Origin of the sequence: Shewanella sp. CG12_big_fil_rev_8_21_14_0_65_47_15, from assembly GCF_002783505.1 — a bacterium.
GTDB lineage: Bacteria > Pseudomonadota > Gammaproteobacteria > Enterobacterales > Shewanellaceae > Shewanella.
In genome coordinates this window covers 1-20546 of sequence record NZ_PFGL01000048.1, presented here as the reverse complement: position 1 = coordinate 20546, position 20546 = coordinate 1, and the positions used below count along the sequence as shown (strand labels likewise).

General features: G+C 47.1%; 19 protein-coding genes. 3 read left to right on the top strand and 16 right to left on the bottom strand.

The genetic code is table 11. From position 1 onward, the window contains the following. Positions 1 to 58 precede the first annotated feature (58 nt). The 11 genes from COW15_RS13215 to COW15_RS13165 form a co-directional block, all read right to left on the bottom strand. Entirely contained in the window at positions 59 to 442 is a 384-nt protein-coding gene (locus tag COW15_RS13215) for a VOC family protein (protein ID WP_293632993.1), read from the bottom strand. A gap of 167 nt (positions 443 to 609) precedes the next feature. After that, complete coding sequence (locus COW15_RS13210) at positions 610 to 2331, bottom strand: phospho-sugar mutase (RefSeq protein WP_293632992.1); 1722 nt, start codon at positions 2329 to 2331, stop codon at positions 610 to 612. A gap of 106 nt (positions 2332 to 2437) precedes the next feature. Next, complete coding sequence (locus tag COW15_RS13205) at positions 2438 to 2623, bottom strand: hypothetical protein (protein WP_293632991.1); 186 nt, start codon at positions 2621 to 2623, stop codon at positions 2438 to 2440. Between the two features lie 322 nt (positions 2624 to 2945). Next, positions 2946 to 4484 carry a hypothetical protein gene (locus COW15_RS13200; RefSeq protein WP_293632990.1) on the bottom strand — a complete coding sequence of 513 codons (1539 nt, stop codon included), beginning with the start codon at positions 4482 to 4484 and terminating at the stop codon, positions 2946 to 2948. A gap of 166 nt (positions 4485 to 4650) precedes the next feature. Then, positions 4651 to 5637, bottom strand: coding sequence for a TerC family protein (locus tag COW15_RS13195; protein WP_293632989.1), 987 nt, complete (start codon positions 5635 to 5637; stop codon positions 4651 to 4653). A gap of 543 nt (positions 5638 to 6180) precedes the next feature. Then, the gene (locus COW15_RS13190) at positions 6181 to 6420 is read right to left on the bottom strand and encodes a DUF3624 domain-containing protein (protein WP_293632988.1); all 240 of its coding nucleotides are present in this window, start codon (positions 6418 to 6420) and stop codon (positions 6181 to 6183) included. A gap of 54 nt (positions 6421 to 6474) precedes the next feature. Next, complete coding sequence (gene oleD / locus COW15_RS13185; RefSeq protein ID WP_293632987.1) at positions 6475 to 7620, bottom strand: 2-alkyl-3-oxoalkanoate reductase; 1146 nt, start codon at positions 7618 to 7620, stop codon at positions 6475 to 6477. Between the two features lie 7 nt (positions 7621 to 7627). Next, positions 7628 to 9451: an olefin beta-lactone synthetase gene (gene oleC, locus COW15_RS13180; protein WP_293632986.1), complete on the bottom strand. Its 1824-nt coding sequence runs from the start codon at positions 9449 to 9451 to the stop codon at positions 7628 to 7630. Continuing rightward, positions 9451 to 10362 carry an alpha/beta fold hydrolase gene (locus COW15_RS13175; protein WP_293632985.1) on the bottom strand — a complete coding sequence of 304 codons (912 nt, stop codon included), beginning with the start codon at positions 10360 to 10362 and terminating at the stop codon, positions 9451 to 9453. The genes oleC and COW15_RS13175 overlap by 1 nt, the downstream gene beginning before the upstream one ends. Positions 10363 to 10514: 152 nt before the next feature. Next, positions 10515 to 11564: a 3-oxoacyl-ACP synthase III gene (locus COW15_RS13170; protein ID WP_198782951.1), complete on the bottom strand. Its 1050-nt coding sequence runs from the start codon at positions 11562 to 11564 to the stop codon at positions 10515 to 10517. A gap of 253 nt (positions 11565 to 11817) precedes the next feature. Continuing rightward, entirely contained in the window at positions 11818 to 13128 is a 1311-nt protein-coding gene (locus COW15_RS13165; protein ID WP_293632984.1) for a methyltransferase, read from the bottom strand. Between the two features lie 195 nt (positions 13129 to 13323). Between COW15_RS13165 and COW15_RS13160 the strand changes: the two genes are divergently transcribed. After that, a complete protein-coding gene (locus tag COW15_RS13160) occupies positions 13324 to 13554 on the top strand; it encodes a DUF1289 domain-containing protein (RefSeq protein WP_293632983.1) in 231 nt (76 codons plus the stop codon). Positions 13555 to 13579: 25 nt separating this feature from the next. Here COW15_RS13160 and COW15_RS13155 read toward each other — a convergent pair whose 3' ends face one another. The 3 genes from COW15_RS13155 to COW15_RS13145 form a co-directional block, all read right to left on the bottom strand. Next, a complete protein-coding gene (locus COW15_RS13155; protein WP_007647030.1) occupies positions 13580 to 13942 on the bottom strand; it encodes a YajD family HNH nuclease in 363 nt (120 codons plus the stop codon). Positions 13943 to 14043: 101 nt separating this feature from the next. Continuing rightward, on the bottom strand, positions 14044 to 16020 hold the full coding sequence (locus tag COW15_RS13150) for a BCCT family transporter (RefSeq protein WP_293632982.1): 1977 nt from the start codon (positions 16018 to 16020) through the stop codon (positions 14044 to 14046). A 409-nt stretch (positions 16021 to 16429) separates the two neighbouring features. Beyond that, positions 16430 to 17035, bottom strand: coding sequence for a DUF502 domain-containing protein (locus COW15_RS13145; protein WP_293632981.1), 606 nt, complete (start codon positions 17033 to 17035; stop codon positions 16430 to 16432). 193 nt (positions 17036 to 17228) lie between these two features. On the opposite strand from COW15_RS13145, the gene COW15_RS13140 reads away from it, so the two are divergent. Continuing rightward, a complete protein-coding gene (locus tag COW15_RS13140; protein ID WP_293632980.1) occupies positions 17229 to 17624 on the top strand; it encodes a VOC family protein in 396 nt (131 codons plus the stop codon). A 288-nt stretch (positions 17625 to 17912) separates the two neighbouring features. Here the strand turns inward: COW15_RS13140 and COW15_RS13135 are convergent, their stop codons facing one another. Together COW15_RS13135 and COW15_RS13130 are read right to left on the bottom strand one after the other, a co-directional pair. Then, a complete protein-coding gene (locus tag COW15_RS13135) occupies positions 17913 to 18098 on the bottom strand; it encodes a hypothetical protein (RefSeq protein WP_293632979.1) in 186 nt (61 codons plus the stop codon). A gap of 137 nt (positions 18099 to 18235) precedes the next feature. Further along, positions 18236 to 19318: a hypothetical protein gene (locus COW15_RS13130; protein WP_293632978.1), complete on the bottom strand. Its 1083-nt coding sequence runs from the start codon at positions 19316 to 19318 to the stop codon at positions 18236 to 18238. 387 nt (positions 19319 to 19705) lie between these two features. Between COW15_RS13130 and COW15_RS13125 the strand changes: the two genes are divergently transcribed. Further along, positions 19706 to 20546 (top strand): transposase (locus COW15_RS13125; RefSeq protein ID WP_293632977.1); only part of this gene is annotated, 841 nt, incomplete at its 3' end.

Genomic DNA, 20546 nt, shown 5'->3' with positions numbered 1-20546 from the left:
CCAATACGTTAATCAGAGTCGTGCCCTTAGGCACGGCTCTGGCAGGTTAAAAAATCGACTACTTATCCTTAGACCACAGACCCACTTTATTGCCTTCACTGTCGACAAAGAGGGCAATATAACCACATTCCCCTTCTTTGATCGGGGTCACTGGCAGCAGAATATTGACATTAGCCGCGCTGAGTTTATCCACTAAGGGTTGCAATTGGGTGCTGAAATGCAAATACACAGTGCTGCCCTGCATCGACGGTTGGCTCATGCTGCATTTGACTAACCCAATACTGGCGGCGCTAACGTCTTCGGTCACTATGGTGGCGTATTCCATGTCTTCCATATCGTCACGCTTAAACTCAACCCCAAAATGCTGCTGATAAAAGGCAACGGCGCGGTTCATATCACTGACAGGAATTTCACCCCAAACTAACGGTGCAATAGATAACATTTTCACTTTCTCCTTGTTGAAAAATACCAATGATCCATAAGGTTATTAATCTGGACCACCAGCGGGCAACAACAAGAATAAAACAAGGCTACTGACAGCATTATGTCAGTAGCCATTTTATAAAAGTAAAAGAATAACAGCGGATTTTTGACTTAAAACAGCCCAGCCTATTTTGGCAAACTGGCTTGGTGGGCCGCGATAAATGCCTCCATGGCCTGGGTTGCCCGGTTTTGGGCGCTGATGAGGGTGTCATCCGCCATCATGGGCTCAACCACTTCGTAGTAACATTTGATTTTGGGCTCAGTCCCCGAAGGTCTGACGATCACCCGAGCGCCACCCGCTAAGCAATAGGTCAATACATCACTGGGGGGCAAGTCGATTCTCTCGACCCGGCCATCGGCAAAACGGCGCTCAAGTGCCTTTAAATCATCGGTTGAGAGCACATCTAACTCACCAATCTTCAGCGGTGGATGCTCACGCAAATAGGCGCCAATCTTGGGCGTATCGGGTTTTAAGGCAATACTCACCTGCGCATTTAAGTGGAATCCATGTTCACGGTAAATGTGCTCGAGTCTATCCCAAATGGTTTGCCCATTGGCGGCAAGCTCGGCGGTTAATTGGGCAAAGGCCACCAGCGCCGACAGGCCGTCTTTATCCCACACCATGCTACCGATGGTGTAACCTAGGGCTTCTTCATAGGCAAACAGGAATGGATTATCGGGCTGATTCTTCATTATTCCCACATTCATCAACCATTTAAACCCAGTGAGCGTGGTATAACTTTGCTGGCCAAAGCCCTTGGCGATCTTAGATAACAGGCTAGATGAGACTATGGTCGTCCCGGTTAGGCCGCGATGTTCTGGGGCATGGCTCAGCAGATAATGGCCAAGGAGGACGCCAACTTGATCCCCCGTCAACATTTGGTATTCGCCCGCTCCCTTATGCACCGCCACCGCAAAACGGTCGGCATCGGGGTCATTAGCACAGGCGAGCATAGCGCCGTGTTTTTTCGCCTCGGCGATGACGAGATCCATCGCGCCCTTTTCTTCCGGATTGGGAAAGTTAACCGTCGGGAAAGCCCCGTCGGGCTCGCGCTGGGCGGCCACTGAATACACTTGGGTAAAACCCGCATCCTTGAGCACAGTTTCGGCCATTTCGGCACCGACTCCGTGCATCGCCGTATAGGCTAGGCTGACTTTTTCAGGGGCGGTATGGTTTTGTAGTACAGGGGATTGCCTTACGCCGCTCCGATAGGTTTCGTAGTAATCGTCCTTAAGCCAAATCAACTTGCCCTGTGCCACCGCCTCGTTATGCGCTAAAAACGGAATGGCCTTAGTGGCTGCCAATTCAATTTGTGCGGCAATACCCGAATCGTGTGGTGGAATAATCTGGGCGCCATTCTCCCAATACACTTTATAACCATTGTATTGCGGTGGGTTATGGCTCGCGGTCACGACAATGCCCGCCGCCGCATTAAAATGCTTCACCCCAAAGGCCACTAGGGGAGTCGGCGCCACCTTGCTAGTGAGCCGCACCTTAAGCCCCATGGCGGTCAACACGCTGGCCGTATCATGGGCAAAGGTACGTGAATCGTGGCGGCCATCGTAACCTATCACCACGCCACGCTCGGCGGCATCCTTAATCTGTTCTAGTAAATAGGCGCCAAGACCTGCCGAGGTTTGGCGGATCACCAGACGGTTCATGCCCATGGGCCCTGCGCCCACCACACCCCGTAATCCGGCGGTGCCAAACTCTAACCGCCCGGCAAAACGGGCCTTGAGCTCCGCCTCATTCTGGGTATCCAGTAGGGTTTGTAACTGCGCCTGTGTAGCGGGATCGGGATCATTTTCGAGCCAATGTTTAACCTGTAATTGCAGTGGGGTATTCATAGCACGCCTCAGTGAAAATCATTTGCAATTACCTTAGGAAAAAGTACACCGAAGAACAAGTGAATTTGCATTTTTCAGCGTCAATTGTGTGTAAAGACTGACTAACTCAGGGGACAAATGCGATGCCAAAACGCATCAGTTCATAGTGAATATCATTGACAAACACGAGCGAAAAATTTTGGCGCCCGGTCAGCTGATTGATATCCTCCCTTGTCAGACTAACGCCCTTTTCAACACCTTCGAACCGTTTCATTAACCAATAGGCAAATTCCTTCGCACTCACCATAGACATGATATTTCTCCTCATTATGCTAGCCAACACGCTAGGCTATTGGATCACTTTTACCAAGAACCAAGGCGGTGAACGAAAATGTTGCATAAGAGAATATAGGAAAGGCACTTCTTTGCTATATAAAATCAACCATCGCATTAATTTCTAATATATTCAAATTATTATAGAGTGGCAGTCGAACAGATTGAGGTGACAAATAAATCGCAGAAAAGCAAAAGGGCTCAATATGAGCCCTTTATCATTGAGAATACTTACAAAAATAAACAACAAATGTTAATCCGGATTGCGCACGTTAAATACCATGAGTAACACAAACCTCGGATTAACGGGATGGTAAAGTGCCATCGAATACGCGCACTTTAATATTTTTCTTCAGGTTGTCCTGATCCTGTTGCCACTCTTGCCACTGGGTAAGACTGATACTGAGTTGCAGTGAAAAATCGGTCGAGATCCACTGTGTCTGCCCTTGGGTATATTGAGGTATCGGCACAATATTTTTAGGGCCGCTGAAGGATTCAGAACACTGGAAGGACTTAAAGTACACTTGGTCAATCGCGAGATCGAGTTTACTGGGTGAGGTTAAGCATTGGCCACTGCCCGGCTCTTGATACGAGGCAAACTGGTACATGATTGCCGGTGTATTATTAGTACTATCGGGCACTGATGCGGTTTGATGGCAAGATAAACAGCTACTTAATGCGTTATCCGCGGGGCCGTTTAAACGGCCATTACAGCCTAAATGCCCCGCATTGGTTTTTTCATTTAAACGCCCAACAACCTCTTGAAATACCGCGCTATTCTTAAGCCCTGTAACAGGATTTTGCGGGAAAGCTGCGGCCCCTACAGTGGCAGGCGGTGTATCATTCCCCCACATGAGTCCTAGGGGAGAAATACGATCCCAAGGATTGTTCTCCTGTGCCTTAAACTGACCATCGGCCACAAAAGTGCCATAGGCCCAGCCCACGGGCGAGCGGCTGTCACGCACCGCGATATCAAACTGCAATAAGTACACATCGGCAACGGAGCGTGGGCATTGCTCTGTTTCCTGTTGGAAACTGCAAGCACTGCCATCGGCATTTTTACATTCGCAGAAATCACTGGCACTGATATTGGCTTGCCATACGGGTACGTTTTCGAGGAAAGGATAGTTATTAGGCGTTGCGGTAGTGAACAGTAACTTGCCAATCACACTACCTTCATTAAATGCAAAATTTTGCTGGGGCATTACAGGTGATGGCGCTCCCGTCCACACGTTACCAATACTGTTGGCCGCTTGCGGATTATAAAAACCCACCGCCCACATAGTGGTTTTCAAATCGCCTTGGCCTTTTATCTCCATAGTGACGGGGGCTTCGCGGGTCAATCCATGCACAAATTCTCGACCACTCATGGGATCATAGGTTTGATAAGGAATGTGATACCAAGAGCGGACTTTGTTATTACACAGATCCCAATCATTATTCACATCCCCGTTATTGACATTCCCTTCTTGGATATATTTCATTACCGCCCAAAGATAGTTCCATGCTTGGGTATTTTTATCTTTTTCACTCAGGTTTTTATCGAAGGGATTAAACTTAAGCCAAGGGGCTTCTTTATCGGGTTTAGCACTCGTGTACGCATCACTTAAACGAAAAATAGGACCTTTCCAACCAGGGTAAGCCTGATTAATGATCACTTGGTTGTCCCACATTCCCGTTTTAGTAAAAGCGGGATCTTGAAAGTAACTCGGGTAGGCACCAGTACAAGTGGAATTTGGATTCGATTTAGCGCTGTTAGGTTGGCTGTCTGCAGCTTCTGCACTGGCAGCGTTTAATGTACAAACTGAGAAGATGAGTATGGCGGCAATGTTGAGTTTCATAATATCATCCTTGATGAAGGTTAATCTAAAAAATCCCCTGAGTTCGACATAAATGGCAGTACCATTTATATCAATCGTATTCAAGCATAGCCTAATTTTTAAATTTTTATTTAAGCGTAATTTTTTATTTAAGCGTATAGCGTATAAGCGTAATAGTTAAGTCGCTTTACTTTTCGGCTTCTTGCCCACGGGTTTTCCAAAGTGAATAGAGTACTCCTGCGACTAACAGGCCAAAGGTCACCCCTAAGGAAAGTGCCGTTGGGATGGTAAAGCCCACTAACCCTATATGATAGAAATACACTAAACCGACCTTAGTACCGATAAAGATCAACACCACTGACAGGGCATATTTAAGGTACTCGAAACGATGCACCATGGCCGCTAAGGCAAAGTACAATGCTCGCAGGCCCAGAATGGCGAAGATATTAGAGGTATAGATAATAAAAGGGTCTTGAGTGATGGCAAATATTGCCGGAATACTGTCAACTGCAAAGACTAAATCCGCGGTTTCAATCAGAATTAACGCCAAAAATAACGGTGTCGCCCACCAGCCCTTACTTAGCTGGTGATCCTCGCCACGTACCCCAAATTTTTCCCCATGCAGAGTTGGCGTAAAACGCATTCTAGTGCGTAACCACTTGTACAGCTTATTATCTTGAATATCTCTATGTTCCTCCTGCGAGAACAACATCTTCACGCCGGTGAAAATCAAGAACAAGCCAAACAACACCAGAACGCCTTGATACTTGGCCACAAGTACGGCCCCGAGGCCAATCATGATGGCGCGTAACACAATCACGCCGATAATGCCCCAGAACAGCACTCGATGTTGATATAGGCGTGGAATACCTAAGCTACTGAAAATAAGTGCGATAACAAATATATTATCCATAGACAGTGACTTTTCAATCAGATAACCCGTCAGGTATTCCATCCCCGCCGTGGGTCCCCGATACCACCAAAGCCAAACGCCAAATAACATCGCCATGCAAATATAAAACGCTGAGAGTTTTAAGCTTTCAGAGACAGTGATTTCATGTTGATCCTTATGCAATACACCTAAATCAAAGGCCAGCAGGGCTAATACAAAGCCAAAGAACATTAACCAAACCCAAACTGGGTAGCCCACAAATAAGGTGGTAAAAAGCACCATGTCACTCCTTAAAAACTAAAATGCCGACAAATTTCGGCCTAATCGCAGTGGGAGATCTTACTGCCGACTTAAACCAAGAACAGTGAAACAGCATAAAACAACTAAAATGCCAGCTTAAAATTCATTTAGGTTGAACTGGGTTTAAGGCATCTATTCTAGGAAGAGGGTCCTGCGCCGCAGTGAGACCGCTTACCGCTCCCACCATTAAACAGAATACGATTAGCACAGTGTTGAAAACGCGCTTTCCTGAAAACCGCTTCAACTGGCCTCGCCTTAATAGGTTTAACGCTGTCAAATCCTTTATCTTGATATTGTCCACTGCCGAAATTCCTTGTTAATCATATGAATGATCATTTGCCCCTTAAACTACCCCGATAAGGGTGCAAGTACAATCAAGGTATTCCCTTATGAAAAATTCCCAGCGCTAAAATGGCATAAAATACCAAACAGAAATGTGACCAATGGCAACCACTCGCCACTATCAAGGATAATGAAATGCGTGGGCAGGCTAAACTTAAACGGACGGCATGTTAAGGAGGGGGTCTATTTGCGTCCTTGGATCCGACGCACAGCTAACACAACAAGATGCAGTAACAACAAGCCAGTAAAGGTCGAGCAGAAAAACAATAATGCGATGGAGTCGACTTGCCGCGGAGTTTCCCAATAAAGAAACCACCATAGCGGCCAGCCTATGGCCGACAAAACCGTAAGCTGCCACATACAGCGTTTACAGCGACCCATTTTTTGCCTGAAAATCGACGTTTTACAATCACCGCAACCCATACATCCCCAATTAACTTATGGCAATAAGAGCCGGCACATTTTATGCCGAACACACTAAAGTGATGCTTTAAGCCTTGTCATCCCTTCAGCGATAGAGATCAGCGGACGATAGCCTAAATCCTGTTTAGCGGCGCTAATATCAAAATAATGGCTGCAGGATAGCTGACGAGCCACAAAGCGTGTCATTAGCGGTTCCTGTTGTTTTTTAAACAGAAGATATACGCCCTCGAGGACTGCCCCCACAATATAAGCCACAGATTGAGAAACCCGTTGAGTGACTGGTGGTAAAGCATCGCAGGCCAAAATGAGATTGAGCATCTTAGCCATAGTGATAGGCTCATCGTTACTCAAAAAATAGGCTTTCCCCTGACACTTGGACTGGGGCTCACAGAGTGCGAGTGCCGCAAGTGTATGGGCATAGGCGGCGTTATCGATATAGATGGTATCGACCAGTTTATCCTCACGTCCCACTAACTTAAGTCTACCTAAACGGCCACGGGCTAGCACCCGAGGCACAAGGTGGGGATCATTAGGGCCCCAGATTAAATGTGGCCGCAGAGCGACGGTTTTTAATGCATAGGATGTAGAAACTTGAGTCGAGGCAGGAATAGCGACTGGGATAGCATCGACATTTTCAAGCGGCATCTCAGCTAGTTGATTTGCATCGAGCACCATCTTCTCGGCGATAGACTTGGAATGGGCGTAATAATTGAGAAACTTAGCCGCATGGGGCGTGGACTCATCGATGCCTGACTCATCCTGTCCAGCAAAGGTCACACTCGGCGTGCTGGTATAGACTAATTTATTAATTTTTAATGCCTTGCACGCAGCTATCACATTAGCTGTTCCCTTCACATTCGGGCAAAAATAACTGTCCCTATCCCCCCAAACGCCGGCTTTTGATGCCACATGGAACACGATATCGCAGCCCTGCATCGCCTGTTGCAGTTGGTCTTTATTGACTAAATCCCCCTGCACCATCACAACGCCTAGGGAGGTAAGTTCAGGATAATCTCCACGGGCAAAGCCCGTCACCTTAATGCCTGCGGCTAACAATCTTAAACATATGGCCTTACCTAAAAAGCCCCCCGCGCCCGTGACAAAAGCATGGCTTACCTTTATGGCAAGCTGAGTGAGTGCAGTTTGTTCAGCCGCATCAAATTGCGCCAGCGTCGTGCTCTTGATTGAGTCTATCGTCATTTAGGTATCAACCTTTCGTCTGTGATTGCGCCCAAATGGCTAATTTTTCTCTAAAAATCTTGGCATTATGCCGCACATCTACGGGAAAGTCAGGGTGGATAAGAAACCGTCTTATGCCCTTAGTCTGGGGAAATTGTTCGGCGATAGCGATCAAATCTTGATACAACTGTTGGCTCTTATTGCACACCAATGATTGGTCGAGTTCGATACAAATTAACGGCGCTATCTCGTTCGCCACTGTTATACCCACAAGGGCGGAGCGCTTCACATTGGGATGGGTATTGAAAATGCGCTCACAGGGGATCGAATAATATCGCTGAGCAAATTGACCATTACGGGTCGCATCGACCCTATGGGCCTTGCGACCGCACATCCACAGTTGGCCTTGATCATCGAGATACCCCAGATCGCCCATGCGGTGTCTAACGCTATTGGTAGCCGGATCCCAAATCTTAGCCGCCGCAGTTGCGCTATTCCGTTGACTATCGTTTAGATAATAGGACTGGCTCACCATAGGCCCCCGCACGACTATCTCGCCGATGTCACAGTTATTTAGCAGTAAGGCATTATCCCATTGAGGGATAATCTCTTCAGAAATCGCGATAATCCCTATATCGACGCCCTTAATCCCACGGCCAACACAGATGCCACCCCCGTTATCGGTAATCTCTGTGGTGGCAAATAACGCCTCGCTGGCGATCATGCTAATGGGTAAGGATTCGGTCGCACCGTAGGAGTTTAAAATCGGCACGCCTTGGCTCAGCATCTTGCTAAACCGAGCAATAGAGGCGATGGTCGCAGGCGCCCCCGCCGAAATCACCCGCTGTACGCTAGGCAATTTATGCTGTTTTAGTTCCCCCGCACGGCCTAAGCGCTCAAGTAAAGCCGGATTAACAAAGATATTGCTGCATTGATATTTCTCAATCGCGGCAAACAAAAACTCGGGATTGGCGGTAATAGGCTTGCTCGCATCCATTTCAGGCACAATCGAGGCCATTCCCAGTGCCGGGCCAAAGAGGGAAAATAACGGGAACGTGGCTAGATCGCGCTCACCATGGGCAATCCCATAATCGTTTTTTAACGCTTGAATTTGCGCCTCAAACATCCCATGGCTATAGACCACGCCCTTTGGAGTGCCCGTGCTGCCACTGGTAAATAGTATCGCCGCCATCTCATCGGGTTTTAGCATGACCATGGGATATTCAACCTGCTCGCTTGGCCACCCCAGCCCACTTGGACGTCTTAGCCGCGACGCTAAGCTAGGTGCGCCCACCACCATTTGCGCTAACTTGGCTGACAGACCCGGCTTACCGCTATCGACATTGAGCAAGCATTTCACACTGCCCTTACCCCAGCCAAATAATCGTCTGGCAATATGGGCCTTAGGGATGCCGATAAAGGCATCGGGGGCGGCTTCGGCAAAGCACTGCTTAAGGTTATTAATCCCCATGCCTGGGTCGACGAGAATGGGGATAATTCCCGCCTTAAAGAGTGCGAAGGTGAGCGCAAAAAAATCGAGGCTCGGCGTCACCATCAACACCGCCTTCATGCCACGCTTTATACCATGGGCATTGAGGGCAAAGGCAATGGCATCGCTTTGTCTATCTAAACTGACAAAATCGAGTTCTTGATAACTTAGCTTGCTAAGGGCGCCGCTTTGATTGAAAAGCCCAGAGCCCTTGGCCTTTTGGACTGCTACCGCTAAGTGATGGGGAATGACATGGGCCGCTTGCTTAAGATGACGGCAAATATTGGCATCATTGCCCACCATAGATATAGAAGAGTCATCACAGGACGAGGTTGGCAAATCGGCCCCAAGCAAGCCTGACATTAGCCCGCAACCTGTTCGAATTGCGCCCTTGCAGGCACATCATCGGCCATAAAGTGTTTGATATGCGCAATCACTTCATCGCTGGCATCTTCGAGGATATAGTGGCCGCAGTCGGCAAATTCATGCACGGTCGCATGGGGCATATGCTCGCGCCATTTGGCTAAAAAGTGCTTATCGAACACAAAGTCCTTGAGGCCCCAACAGATCAGGGTCGGCACCTTAGCAAATTTAGGTAAACTCGCTGCAATATCAGAGACTAATTGATAGTTTCTGTCCCCTTGTTTCAGCGGAATATCCTGCACAAAACGCAGCGTCGAAATACGATTGGCCCAAGAATTAAAGGGTGCAACATAGGCCTCACGAATGTATTTCGACATCGGCTGGCGCTTCACGCCCACATAGGAGGCGATAGACGAAAAGGCATTGAAGCCGCGCACTAACACAGTACCGAGCATGGTATTACGGCAGATCCACAGCGCCAGCGGCAGGAGTTTTGTTTTGGGTAAATGAAAAGCCCCGGTATTTAAAATCACCAGGCGTTTAATCCGCTCAGGATAGCGCGCCGCATAACCCATACCTATCATGCCACCCCAGTCGTGGACGACTAAGGTAATGTTTTCTTTAATATTTAGACTATCGAGTAAGGCTTCGAGATCATCGATACGATTCTTTAGGGTGTAATCGTAACCGCTATCATCTGGCTTATCCGACAGGCCACAGCCAATATGATCCGGCACTATGCATTGATGCGTGTCTTTTAAGGCGCTAACAAGATTGCGGTAATAAAACGACCAGCTAGGGTTACCGTGAACCATGACCACAGGTTCACCTTGGCCTTCGTTGATATAGTGTAACTTGTTGCCATTAAGGCTCAGAAAATGACGTTTAAAGGGCAACAGAGTGTCTAACATGACGCTTCCTATCTTTTGTTTATTCGAGCTTATGCGAGTGAGAAGTTTGTGAGTGAGCTATGTGAGTGAGCCACCCAGGCTTATCGGCGCTATGATTAGGGCAACTGGCACACTAATTCAGGTAAAAGTGCAGGTAAAATCGCGAGGCGCCTTTACCACTTAATGCCTAACATCATGCAATTTAAACCACTGCCGATACCTAAAAAGCTCACCTGATCCCCAGGGCGTAAAAATCCCTGATCGTGGGCCATGGCGGCGGTCACGGGCAAAGAAACCGTGCCCATATTGCCCAGCAATTGATAGGTCGGAAACTCTTTCTCTGGTGGGATATTGAGTGCACTCAACACTTGCTTGCGGTTCGATGCGCCCACTTGGTGGCAAATCACCTTATCCACTTGCTCGACCAACCAATTACGCTGCTCGAGGAAATGCTCCCAAGTGTGTTTCGCCAGCTCGACCCCTTCTTTGAGGAGTGTCACCGCATCGGTACGCATAAACTCGCGGTAAATATTATGGCCGACTTCCTGCAGCCCCCACTGGCACAACTGGTGATGCTGCGGCGCAGAGAGGTGTGATGCCCCAAGTAATTGATGTTGACGCACATTCGCAAGCGGTAAGCTGCCATCGGTCAAGATCACGGCAACGGCGCCAGAACCACCGGTTAAGGTCGCAAGGGATTGCGCAAAATTCTGCATAGTGGGATCGGCCAACATATTATCGATAGTCACATCGACAATGTCCCGCGCCGACTCACAGGACACCACCATACCCGCCTTGATTTGCCCGAGTTCAATCCGGTTAGCGATATCTAAAATGCCCGATAGCACCCCAAGGCAAGCATTACTGATATCGTAAATCGCGGTGTCCTTTGACACGCCAAGTTCGGCGGCGATGCGGCATGCCGTCGCAGGTTCGTGCTGATCGCGGCACACTCCCGTGTACACCACAGCCCCTAAATCGGCGACATCTATTCCCGTTTCAACCATGGCTTTACGGGCCGCTTTAATCGCCCCGTCGGACAATTGATGTCCTTTGGGCCACCAACGGCGCTCTGTGATGCCAGTCAATGCTGCCAACTGTCCCATAGGAATACGGAACTTTTGATATAGAGGCGCAAGACGAGACTCTAGCTCGCTACTGGAAACCACCACAGGTGCCAGTTCATAGGCCAGGCTATTAATAAATACGCGGGAATATTTCATGAAACTGTTTTATTCGCTCACTAGAATGGCTGACTTAAGGGCCAGCTTTCAGTTGTTATTCGTCATTAATGCGACATTTGAACAAGAAAAGCCCGATGATTCAATAAAAAACCATCTTCAGCGTAAGACTTGTCTCACACTGACTCACATCAGCCTAGGGACACAGGCGCTGACAAGATCAATTTCAAATTTACTAATACAGAAATAATTCATAAAAAACATTGCTGTACAGCACATTTTAAGACGCTACTTTTTAATCGTCCGATTTTAATGCCAAAATCAGCGCATTTCTCGGCGTGACGCTGTTTGCACAAAATTCGCCCACACTAACCCGATAGCCATGCTCCTGCAAAAAACAGCAGCGATCGAGGATTAGCCAGCGCTCGAGTAGACTGCGAAATAAATGCGCCACTAAATCGATACGCCGAGTCAATCTTTGCCTTTGCCGCCCACGTTCGAGCCAAGCCGCAAAATCACAATGTTGCGGTATGAGGACGGATTTTTGCTGCGCAGCCCACAGGCAAAAATCGGCAAAACTGCCACTGAGCTGGCTTTGTTTTAATGAGGGTAAAGGCAAATATTCATCAATTTGTCGACATTGGCGTTGCAACGCATCAAAACCTAAGCGCCAAGCGATTTCTTGATGGCGCAGCGCCTGTTGTTTCGCATTAGCAATCACACTCTGCTGCAGCGGCAACTGCAAGTCGTGACGGCTGAGCTTCAGTGTGCTCTGCTTCGCAACTGTCGATAACGGCTGATAATGGCTCGCTTGAATTAAATGATAACAACAGGGGGAAATTGCCAGCGCCCGCGTGCCCGCTTCGGTGGCAAGTTTCAACAGACGCACATGCAAATCGCCACAGGCATGGAGCGCAACCGCCTGTTGCTGGCGCGTCAACGGATTTTCATTAGCACTATGGTGGCTTTTCTCCTCCTCATTTAACCCAGCATCAGTTCCAATAGCAAAGGCATCGGCACAGATAAAACGTTGGGATAACTGCCATTGCTGCGCAAACGCCTGTCCCTCTTCACAGAGCTTTGCTTGCCACTCGAGGCTAACCACATCCACACCGCGGGTCTTAGCAATCAATCGACCTAGGTGGCCCTTGCCCGCGCACCACTCCAGTACGGGTAAATCAAGATCAGGAATATTCGCGACAAAGGCGGTAATTTGCGTCCACTTACGCCCCTTAATATTGGCGCTGAAATGTGCGCTGCCATCAAATTGCATCTCAGGCGTTTGCACTAATGCCGCGCCGCTTACCACAGGAGTCGCCGTCAACAAAGACAGATCCCAATCTAGCCCTAGCGAGTGAAGATCTTGATTTAACGCGGGTAATAGGGCTTTGACTAGCCTAGCTTGCTCGGCATCTAGGTTATCGAGATCGTCATCACTGATGTCCCACAGCCGCTGTGCTAAATAAGGGAAATCCGCCTGCCATGGCAGGACGTTGGCCTCAAAGGCACGCACCTGCCATAGGGGGCGGCTCTGCTCGAGCAATTGATTAATCTGGTTAAATTGCTCTTTATGGCTAGAGGTATTTTGAGGATTTGTTTGATTCACTAGATGCCCGGTATAAAAAATACGTGTGATGGTTCAAGAAGACTAAGGCTGACTTTCACAGCTGAGTTTAACGGCTGACTTTAACTGCTGACTTTAGCAGAGAATCTGCTAGTATTTCGCGCCTTAACCTAACTTTACCACTCCCGCTATTGGCCGCGAACAAAGCACACCAAGGGATAGACGAAGAAGATACCCATGCTTTCACCCTGCGTTGCCCGCTGCGGCTTAAACGATGAAGACTATTGTATGGGCTGCTTTCGCCATATTGACGAAATTGTTGCCTGGCGCGATGCCAGTGAAGCCGAGCAGCATTCAATCATCGATAAACTTCCGGCCCGCAAGGCGCATTTCGAAGGCATTGAAAACCAACATATTCTGAGCCGAGCCAAATGGTTAGAAGCCGAGGCGCGCTTAGCTAAAAAATAATAGAACGCTCAGTGCTTACCCCAGTTTATTTTTTCATCATGGCCTTTAAATCGGCAAAGGGATTATAGGTCGCCGCCGCTTGCTTCGTTTCTGTGGTGTTACCGTAACGGATCAGTTCTTCGAAGCGGGAATGTTCATTGTCGTGACAATACAGGCACAGTAATTCCCAGTTCGAGCCGTCGGATGGATTGTTATCGTGGTTATGGTCCCTGTGGTGAACGGTCAGCTCGCTCAAATTTTTCGGAGTGAATTCACGAGTACAACGGCCACACACCCAAGGATACAGTTTTAACGCCTGTTCGCGGTAGCCGCTCTCGCGTTTGGCTTTGTATTCCCGCGCCTCGGCTAACACTTGGTCTAACTTACTCTGGCCTTGATTTGTTGACATGCTCATACCTAACCTAAAAACAACCACTGATAATTTCCCCAAGGATAATCCGAGTTATCGCTTGGGGCAATATGTCCCGTTTTAGCAAAAAAACGCAGCGTCTATGCGACATGTCCTTGGTCGGCATTAGAAAGATGCAAATAGTGCAGGTACTTTTCGTACTGGGTCACCACATCCGCCAGGATCTGCTCCTCGGTATAACCCATCACATCATAATGCTGGCCGCCCTGCTCTAGGTACACTTCGGCGCGGTAGTACAAGGTATTGCCCTGCTCTAACTCTTCACCTATGGGATTTACAATCTCAAAGCAACGCATACGTACCCCGTATACAAAGGGCAAGTGGACTTCATTGCTGATCACTAGCCGTACTTTACCGTCTAAATATTCGAGATCGGCCACTATGCCCTTAGTCATAAAGTGCTGGCACACCTTAGATAATGCCGGTGTTGCTACATTATTAAGAAATATCCGCGCTTCTTCCTCGGTTGGGTGCGCAACGAGCACCTCAATCCGCTCTTCCCAACTGATATTGGTTTTAGCGTACTGCACACTGGTGGTATGGAGTTGCACGCTGTTGATCTTCAGCCAATCGTCTTTCAAGGCTTTATAAAGCCCCAAACACATCAATAACATCACACATAAAAACGGCAAAGCACTGGCGATGGCCGCCGTCTGCAGCGCCTGTAAACCTCCCGCCAATAACAGCACCGAGGCCACCACACCTTGGAGTAAGGCCCAAAATACCCGCTGCCAAACGGGGGCATGATTATCCCCACCCGAAGTCAGATTATCGATCACCAGCGATCCCGAATCAGACGAGGTAACAAAGAAAGTCACCACTAAACAAATCCCTATCCCCGACAATAGGCTCGGAAAAGGCATATGCTCAAAAAATGCAAATAAGGCCACAGGCACATCGGTATTCACGGCATCGGCTAAATAAGTCGCGCCTTGATTCATAATGGCGTCGATGGCGGAGTTGCCAAACACTGTCATCCACAGGAAGGTCAGCGCAGATGGCACAAACAATACACCTACTAAAAACTCACGTATGGTACGGCCACGGCTGACTCGCGCAATAAAAGTCCTCACAAAAGGTGACCAGGAAATCCACCAGCCCCAATAGAGTAAAGTCCAGCCACCGAGCCAATCTTCCTTGTGTTGATAGGCATATAAATTAAAGGTTTTATTGACAATATCACTTAGATAACTGCCGGTATTTTGCACAAATGCCTGCAAGAGCATCACTGTTGGGCCAAGGATTAAGACGATAAGCAGTAGGACAAGCGCTAGCCCAAGGTTAAGCTCGCTCAGTCGTTTAACGCCCTTATCTAACCCAGAAAACACCGAAAGGGTTGCAAGTAATGTAATACCAACAATCAAAGCGACCTGCACTAAGGTGTTATTGGGAAAGCCTTTAAACAAATAACTTAGACCCGAATTGACCTGTAACACGCCAAAACCTAAGGAGGTTGCCACCCCAAACATAGTGCCCAGCACCGCGAAGGTATCGACACTATGGCCAATCGGTCCATGAATACGCTCACCGATTAAGGGATACAAAGCACTGCGGGGTAATAGGGGTAATTTATGGCGATAGGCAAAATACGCTAGACTCAGGGCAACCACAGCATAAATGGCCCAGGCGTGGATCCCCCAATGGAAGAAAGTGATCTTCATCGCCTCTTTGGCGGCGGCGAGGCTTTCTGGTGTGGCATCGGGCGGCGCCAAATAGTGCATCACTGGCTCGGCCACCCCAAAAAACATTAAGCCTATGCCCATACCAGCGGAAAATAGCATGGCAATCCAGCTTTTATAGCTATAGTCAGGCACTGAATGATCTGGCCCGAGTTTGATATCACCAAAGCGACTTACCATCACAAAGATGATGAAAATCATAAAAATAGCAACGCTCAAAATGTAAAGCCAACCAGCTTTAACTTCTATCCATGACTGCATTGACTTAAAAAACAAGTTGGCCTCGGTTGGCCAAATGGCACAGATCATCACCATTAAGATGATAAAAAAAACCGACGAATAAAATACCGGTGGATTGATACTCGATTTAATCGACATGAATACCCCTAGTGGTGATAGGTTTCCGATGGATGACCTCCGGCATAAGCTCCTAAGCTTTAGCCAAATGGTCAACTCACGATCATTCCAACACTCGCGGTATTAAGCACACCCAAAAGCATCAATAACAAAGGCTTAATCTCTGCAATACCTTGTTATCTCATACTTATATCCAACCGACCTCAATATACGAAGACGTGTAATAAGGTTGTTTGGGTATAGATATTTAAACGATAAAAACCTGCGCGTAGCACACTGGATAACGCTAAGAGCACATATGGCGTTCAATACCACAACATAATGCTGAGTTTAGCTGGAATAATCAGTATAAAAAATGGCGACCAACATGGTCGCCAAGCGATTATACCACAAAAGAAGGTAATTTTAACTTTTAATACCAAAACAGTAGTTAAGCTGGTTTAGCGTTAACCGCAGCCGAATTGGGTGTCTGTGAAATGCCCGCCGTTAAATTAAAGCGCATTGCCTCTTCAAAGGACCAATCGACAAGGATCAAATCATCCCGCTTCACAAGGCTTGTCACCCCCGCCATCTGATAACTTAACTGGAATAATACTGGCACCCAATCGCCCTCCGGCAAAGCATCGAGCAAGGGCTTAGGCGGTGTGTCCGTCATAATAAAACCCACCACATAACCACCATTGGCTTGCTTGACCAACACGGTTTGCTGAGTATTGGTTTTGCCCTCACGATTCATTAAGGAAGCGATATCACGAATACTGCCATAAACAGATTTAAACAGCGGAAAACGCATCAACTGACGTTCAATCCAGCCATAGAGCCACACAATGGGACTCACCGAAAACAACAAGCCCACCGCAAACACTATGGCCACGACTAAGATAAAGCCCGCGCCAACGAAATGTTGGTTAATCCCTACCAACGCTAAAATAAAAATCCCTAAACCATCTAAAGATACAAACAATGACCAAAACAACCACAGGCTTAAAGCCATGGGCAGCAGGTTCATTAAGCCACGGGCTAAGGTTTTCTTCATTGCAGTCTCATTTAATCAATGGGATAAAAAAAGGCATAAAATATTTACGCCCAAAAGGCGTTAAATGCTACCACAGAGTCACTCTTGCACCAGCACTTGATGTAAGGTATCTGACACTTATAGTCTCAAGCATAGAAATAGCGTTCAAATTCAGGCCATCTCCGAGCCATTGAACCATTCTAAGGAAAGTAAGATGCGCGTAACCCGCTTAGATCATTTGGTCTTAACCGTAAAAGATATCGAGGCCAGCGTCGCCTTCTATCAAAGCGTATTAGGGATGAAAAAGTCCGTGTTTGGTCAAGGCCGCATCGCCTTAAGTTTTGGCGATCAAAAGATTAATCTCCATCAAGTGGGCGCCGAATTTGAACCTAAAGCCGCCCTCGCCACGCCCGGCAGTGCCGATCTGTGTTTTGTGGTCAGCCACAATATCGAAGAAGTGATCGCGCATTTAAACGCTCTTCAGATTGAAATCATTGAAGGCCCTGTGCTACGAACCGGCGCCACAGGCCGGATTAACTCTGTCTATATCCGCGACCCAGATTGTAATCTGTTGGAATTATCCGAATACCTGCCCGCCTGCGCACAGTAGGTAAAGTGTCATCTGTCAGTTCTGCGAGCTGGATGCGATCAGAACTGCAGGTGGTTTTGATTGGGTTGCTCCCACGAGGGATATAGGTATCGTCAGTTGAACGGCATTGATAGCCACTATCTCCCTAGTGACACGCCGTCCCTTTATTTAACAAGAAGCGTCCCTAAGAACTCTACTAAAACATCCATGTTTTAGAAAGTCACTGGTGCAACAATGCCAATCCTCACTAGCCCTTTAGCTGTTCGTTCAGCTAAAAAGCTATTGCCCCAAAGCAAGATAACTTTATCGTCAGTTTGCAGCATGAATTGTCATTGTTTCCCCTGTGACTCGCCATAAACTCGTCCCTGAGGGCTCGACGGCGACATCCATGTCGCCAACGGTCACAGTTGCAACAATGCCAATCCCCACTAACCCTCTAGCTGTTCGTTCAGCTAAAAAGCTATTGCTCCATTGCAGGATAGAAACAACCATCATTTAGATCTTGTGATACATCTCGTTGACCAAACTTTAGTAATGCACAAAGTGAGTAGAGTAACGGTGGTTATTCAGTACGAGCTCAGACCTAAGCTAGTATTATGAATAACACAACTCAAATACTTGGCGAAACATCACTATTCAAATCTTTCATCTGTATTTCGAGCTCGTTCTTCTTCCCATTTTCGTTCTGCGCCTATCCAGCTTCGTAAAGACGCTTTCTTTAAACTAGCCCATTGCTGAACTTTTGAATCGCCAAAATTTTCTAATTCAACATATATGCTGAGGCGAGCCTCAAGGAAATTCGCATGCGACCCAGAAATCACGCTAGGTCTGCGGGTTATATCCATTTTTTCCAGTACCTCTACGGTATTGGGGCTGATGTCCAAAAGCAATCTCGCTTCTTTGCTCAGTTGGTACACTTCGCTTTCTTTTCTATACGGCGATATGATCTCGGCAACGATAGGGCATCGTTTTGATGGGTTACTTCCACACCATTCAGAAATAAGTTCAAGTGGTATTGATGGTGTTTGGTTGCATTTAAAAAATGTGACTGCACGTTCCTGACAATTCCCTTCTTCATCGAGTAAGCTGTCAAGAACTGCCTTAGGATTGGACTTCATTAATACATCCATTGTCTTAGGAAGATGATTCCCAATGTTAAATAGAGGTTGTTGCTCAATCATACGTTCGAGAATTATACGAGTTGCTTCATAGTTATTTGGGGTTGTAAGGGCAACTCTCGCCACAATATGCATCGCGTGATCTTTATGGCCATTGAAATTTTCTTTTGAGAAGTCAGCAAGGAGGAAGGTTTGCTGAGCTAGTTCTTTTATTTCATTTGAAGGAGCATATGCATTTTCAGCTCTTAAACCGTGGAATCTCATAGACAGGATTTCAATTGAAACCATTACACCATCAGGTTGCCTGTTGATTAGACTCAGTATTTTACCAAGATCGTTATCAGAAAGTGCTTCATGGACTCTTCCATACCCAAGAGATTGGTAAAAATGAATTGGCGATTGCTGCATTTCAATAGCCAGTATTAGCCTAGTTACAGCAGTGGTATCGAGAGTTGCGCAGAACTGTATATAAGGGAACAATTTGTTTGCGCGCTTATCATGCAACAGACTATCGAGAATCGAGTTAGTTAGCTCAGGCTTGATTCTGCTTAGGTGGCGAATAAACCCGCGCAGTACATTGATTGTCTGCTTCTCCAACGGGATTTCTGATAGGTTGGCGAGAAGCTTTTCCCAGAAGTTTGAGTGATCATCTACACCTTTTGCACACCCAATGCCAAAAGTATGGTGTAGGCTGCTATCTCCTGAGTAGACAGTATTTCACGCAGTTTTGATACAAGGTATGGCAGGTGTAACTTAGATAAGTCTTTTCCTAGTTTTTCTGTGTTTTCTTCAACAATCTCATAACCGTTTAATTCACTTTCGCCATCCTCACCTGTGGTCTCCAAACAATAAAAATTATTGTGGATTGATAGCAAATAGGAAAGCGAGGACAGGAAATAGAGAGGACAGGCATATCTTTTTGTGTTTTTCAGCACCTTCAACTAGGCTTTAAATTATCCTGATTTTGTCTGTGTGGAGTTTGCTATGACTTCGGCCAGAAGACAGCTAATTGATGCTAATGCAACGCCATTCTATCATGTGATAAATCGCTGTGTTAGAAGGGCTTTTTTATGTGGAGAGGATAAACTCACGGGGCGCAGTTACGAGCATCGACGCGGTTGGATTGTTGATAAAATCAAAACCTTGTCCGCGATATTTTGTATCGATATTTGCGCTTACGCGGTGATGAGCAATCACTATCATTTGGTGCTTAAAATTGATGTCGACAAGGCCAAATCGTTAACGCAAAAAGATATTATCAGCCGTTGGTGCCAAATCACTAAAGGCCATGTAATTGCCACTAAGTATATGAATGGTGATGCTTTAATCGACGGCGAACGTGTGTTACTTGATGGGTTAATTACCGAATGGCATGAGCGATTGAGTAGCATCTCCTGGTTTATGCGCTGTTTAAACGAAGAAATTGCCCGCAAGGCTAATCGAGAAGATAAGTGTAAAGGCGCGTTTTGGGAAGGTCGTTTTAAATCACAAGCGCTGTTAGATGAGCAAGCACTACTGGCCTGTATGATGTATGTGGATTTAAATCCCATTCGAGCAGGTATTGCCGATTCTTTGCAATCCTCTGATTTTACATCGATTCAGGAGCGAATTAACTCGCTAAATTCCCCAAATCATCCATTAACCCTCCCTGTGCCACAAACTGACTTCTCAACTAATGAAGCTTATATTCCCCACAAGTCACTCGTCCAATTCGATGGTGCAGCACACCTGAATGAACAAACGGGCATTCCGTTTCATTTTGCTGATTATCTCGAACTTATTGATTGGACTGGCAGAGCCATTCGCCTTGATAAAAAAGGCTATA

What these genes read in the sequence shown, in the direction of transcription:
- COW15_RS13195 (WP_293632989.1), bottom strand. Translation starts at nt 5,637, where the DNA reads ATGGTGCTTTTTACCACCTTATTTGTGGGCTACCCAGTTTGGGTTTGG.
- COW15_RS13205 (WP_293632991.1), bottom strand. Translation starts at nt 2,623, where the DNA reads ATGTCTATGGTGAGTGCGAAGGAATTTGCCTATTGGTTAATGAAACGG.
- COW15_RS13175 (WP_293632985.1), bottom strand. Translation starts at nt 10,362, where the DNA reads ATGTTAGACACTCTGTTGCCCTTTAAACGTCATTTTCTGAGCCTTAAT.
- COW15_RS13215 (WP_293632993.1), bottom strand. Translation starts at nt 442, where the DNA reads ATGTTATCTATTGCACCGTTAGTTTGGGGTGAAATTCCTGTCAGTGAT.
- COW15_RS13190 (WP_293632988.1), bottom strand. Translation starts at nt 6,420, where the DNA reads ATGGGTTGCGGTGATTGTAAAACGTCGATTTTCAGGCAAAAAATGGGT.
- COW15_RS13135 (WP_293632979.1), bottom strand. Translation starts at nt 18,098, where the DNA reads ATGATGGTTGTTTCTATCCTGCAATGGAGCAATAGCTTTTTAGCTGAA.
- COW15_RS13160 (WP_293632983.1), top strand. Translation starts at nt 13,324, where the DNA reads ATGCTTTCACCCTGCGTTGCCCGCTGCGGCTTAAACGATGAAGACTAT.
- COW15_RS13155 (WP_007647030.1), bottom strand. Translation starts at nt 13,942, where the DNA reads ATGTCAACAAATCAAGGCCAGAGTAAGTTAGACCAAGTGTTAGCCGAG.
- oleD (WP_293632987.1), bottom strand. Translation starts at nt 7,620, where the DNA reads ATGACGATAGACTCAATCAAGAGCACGACGCTGGCGCAATTTGATGCG.
- COW15_RS13200 (WP_293632990.1), bottom strand. Translation starts at nt 4,484, where the DNA reads ATGAAACTCAACATTGCCGCCATACTCATCTTCTCAGTTTGTACATTA.
- COW15_RS13145 (WP_293632981.1), bottom strand. Translation starts at nt 17,035, where the DNA reads ATGAAGAAAACCTTAGCCCGTGGCTTAATGAACCTGCTGCCCATGGCT.
- oleC (WP_293632986.1), bottom strand. Translation starts at nt 9,451, where the DNA reads ATGTCAGGCTTGCTTGGGGCCGATTTGCCAACCTCGTCCTGTGATGAC.
- COW15_RS13150 (WP_293632982.1), bottom strand. Translation starts at nt 16,020, where the DNA reads ATGTCGATTAAATCGAGTATCAATCCACCGGTATTTTATTCGTCGGTT.
- COW15_RS13140 (WP_293632980.1), top strand. Translation starts at nt 17,229, where the DNA reads ATGCGCGTAACCCGCTTAGATCATTTGGTCTTAACCGTAAAAGATATC.
- COW15_RS13170 (WP_198782951.1), bottom strand. Translation starts at nt 11,564, where the DNA reads ATGAAATATTCCCGCGTATTTATTAATAGCCTGGCCTATGAACTGGCA.
- COW15_RS13210 (WP_293632992.1), bottom strand. Translation starts at nt 2,331, where the DNA reads ATGAATACCCCACTGCAATTACAGGTTAAACATTGGCTCGAAAATGAT.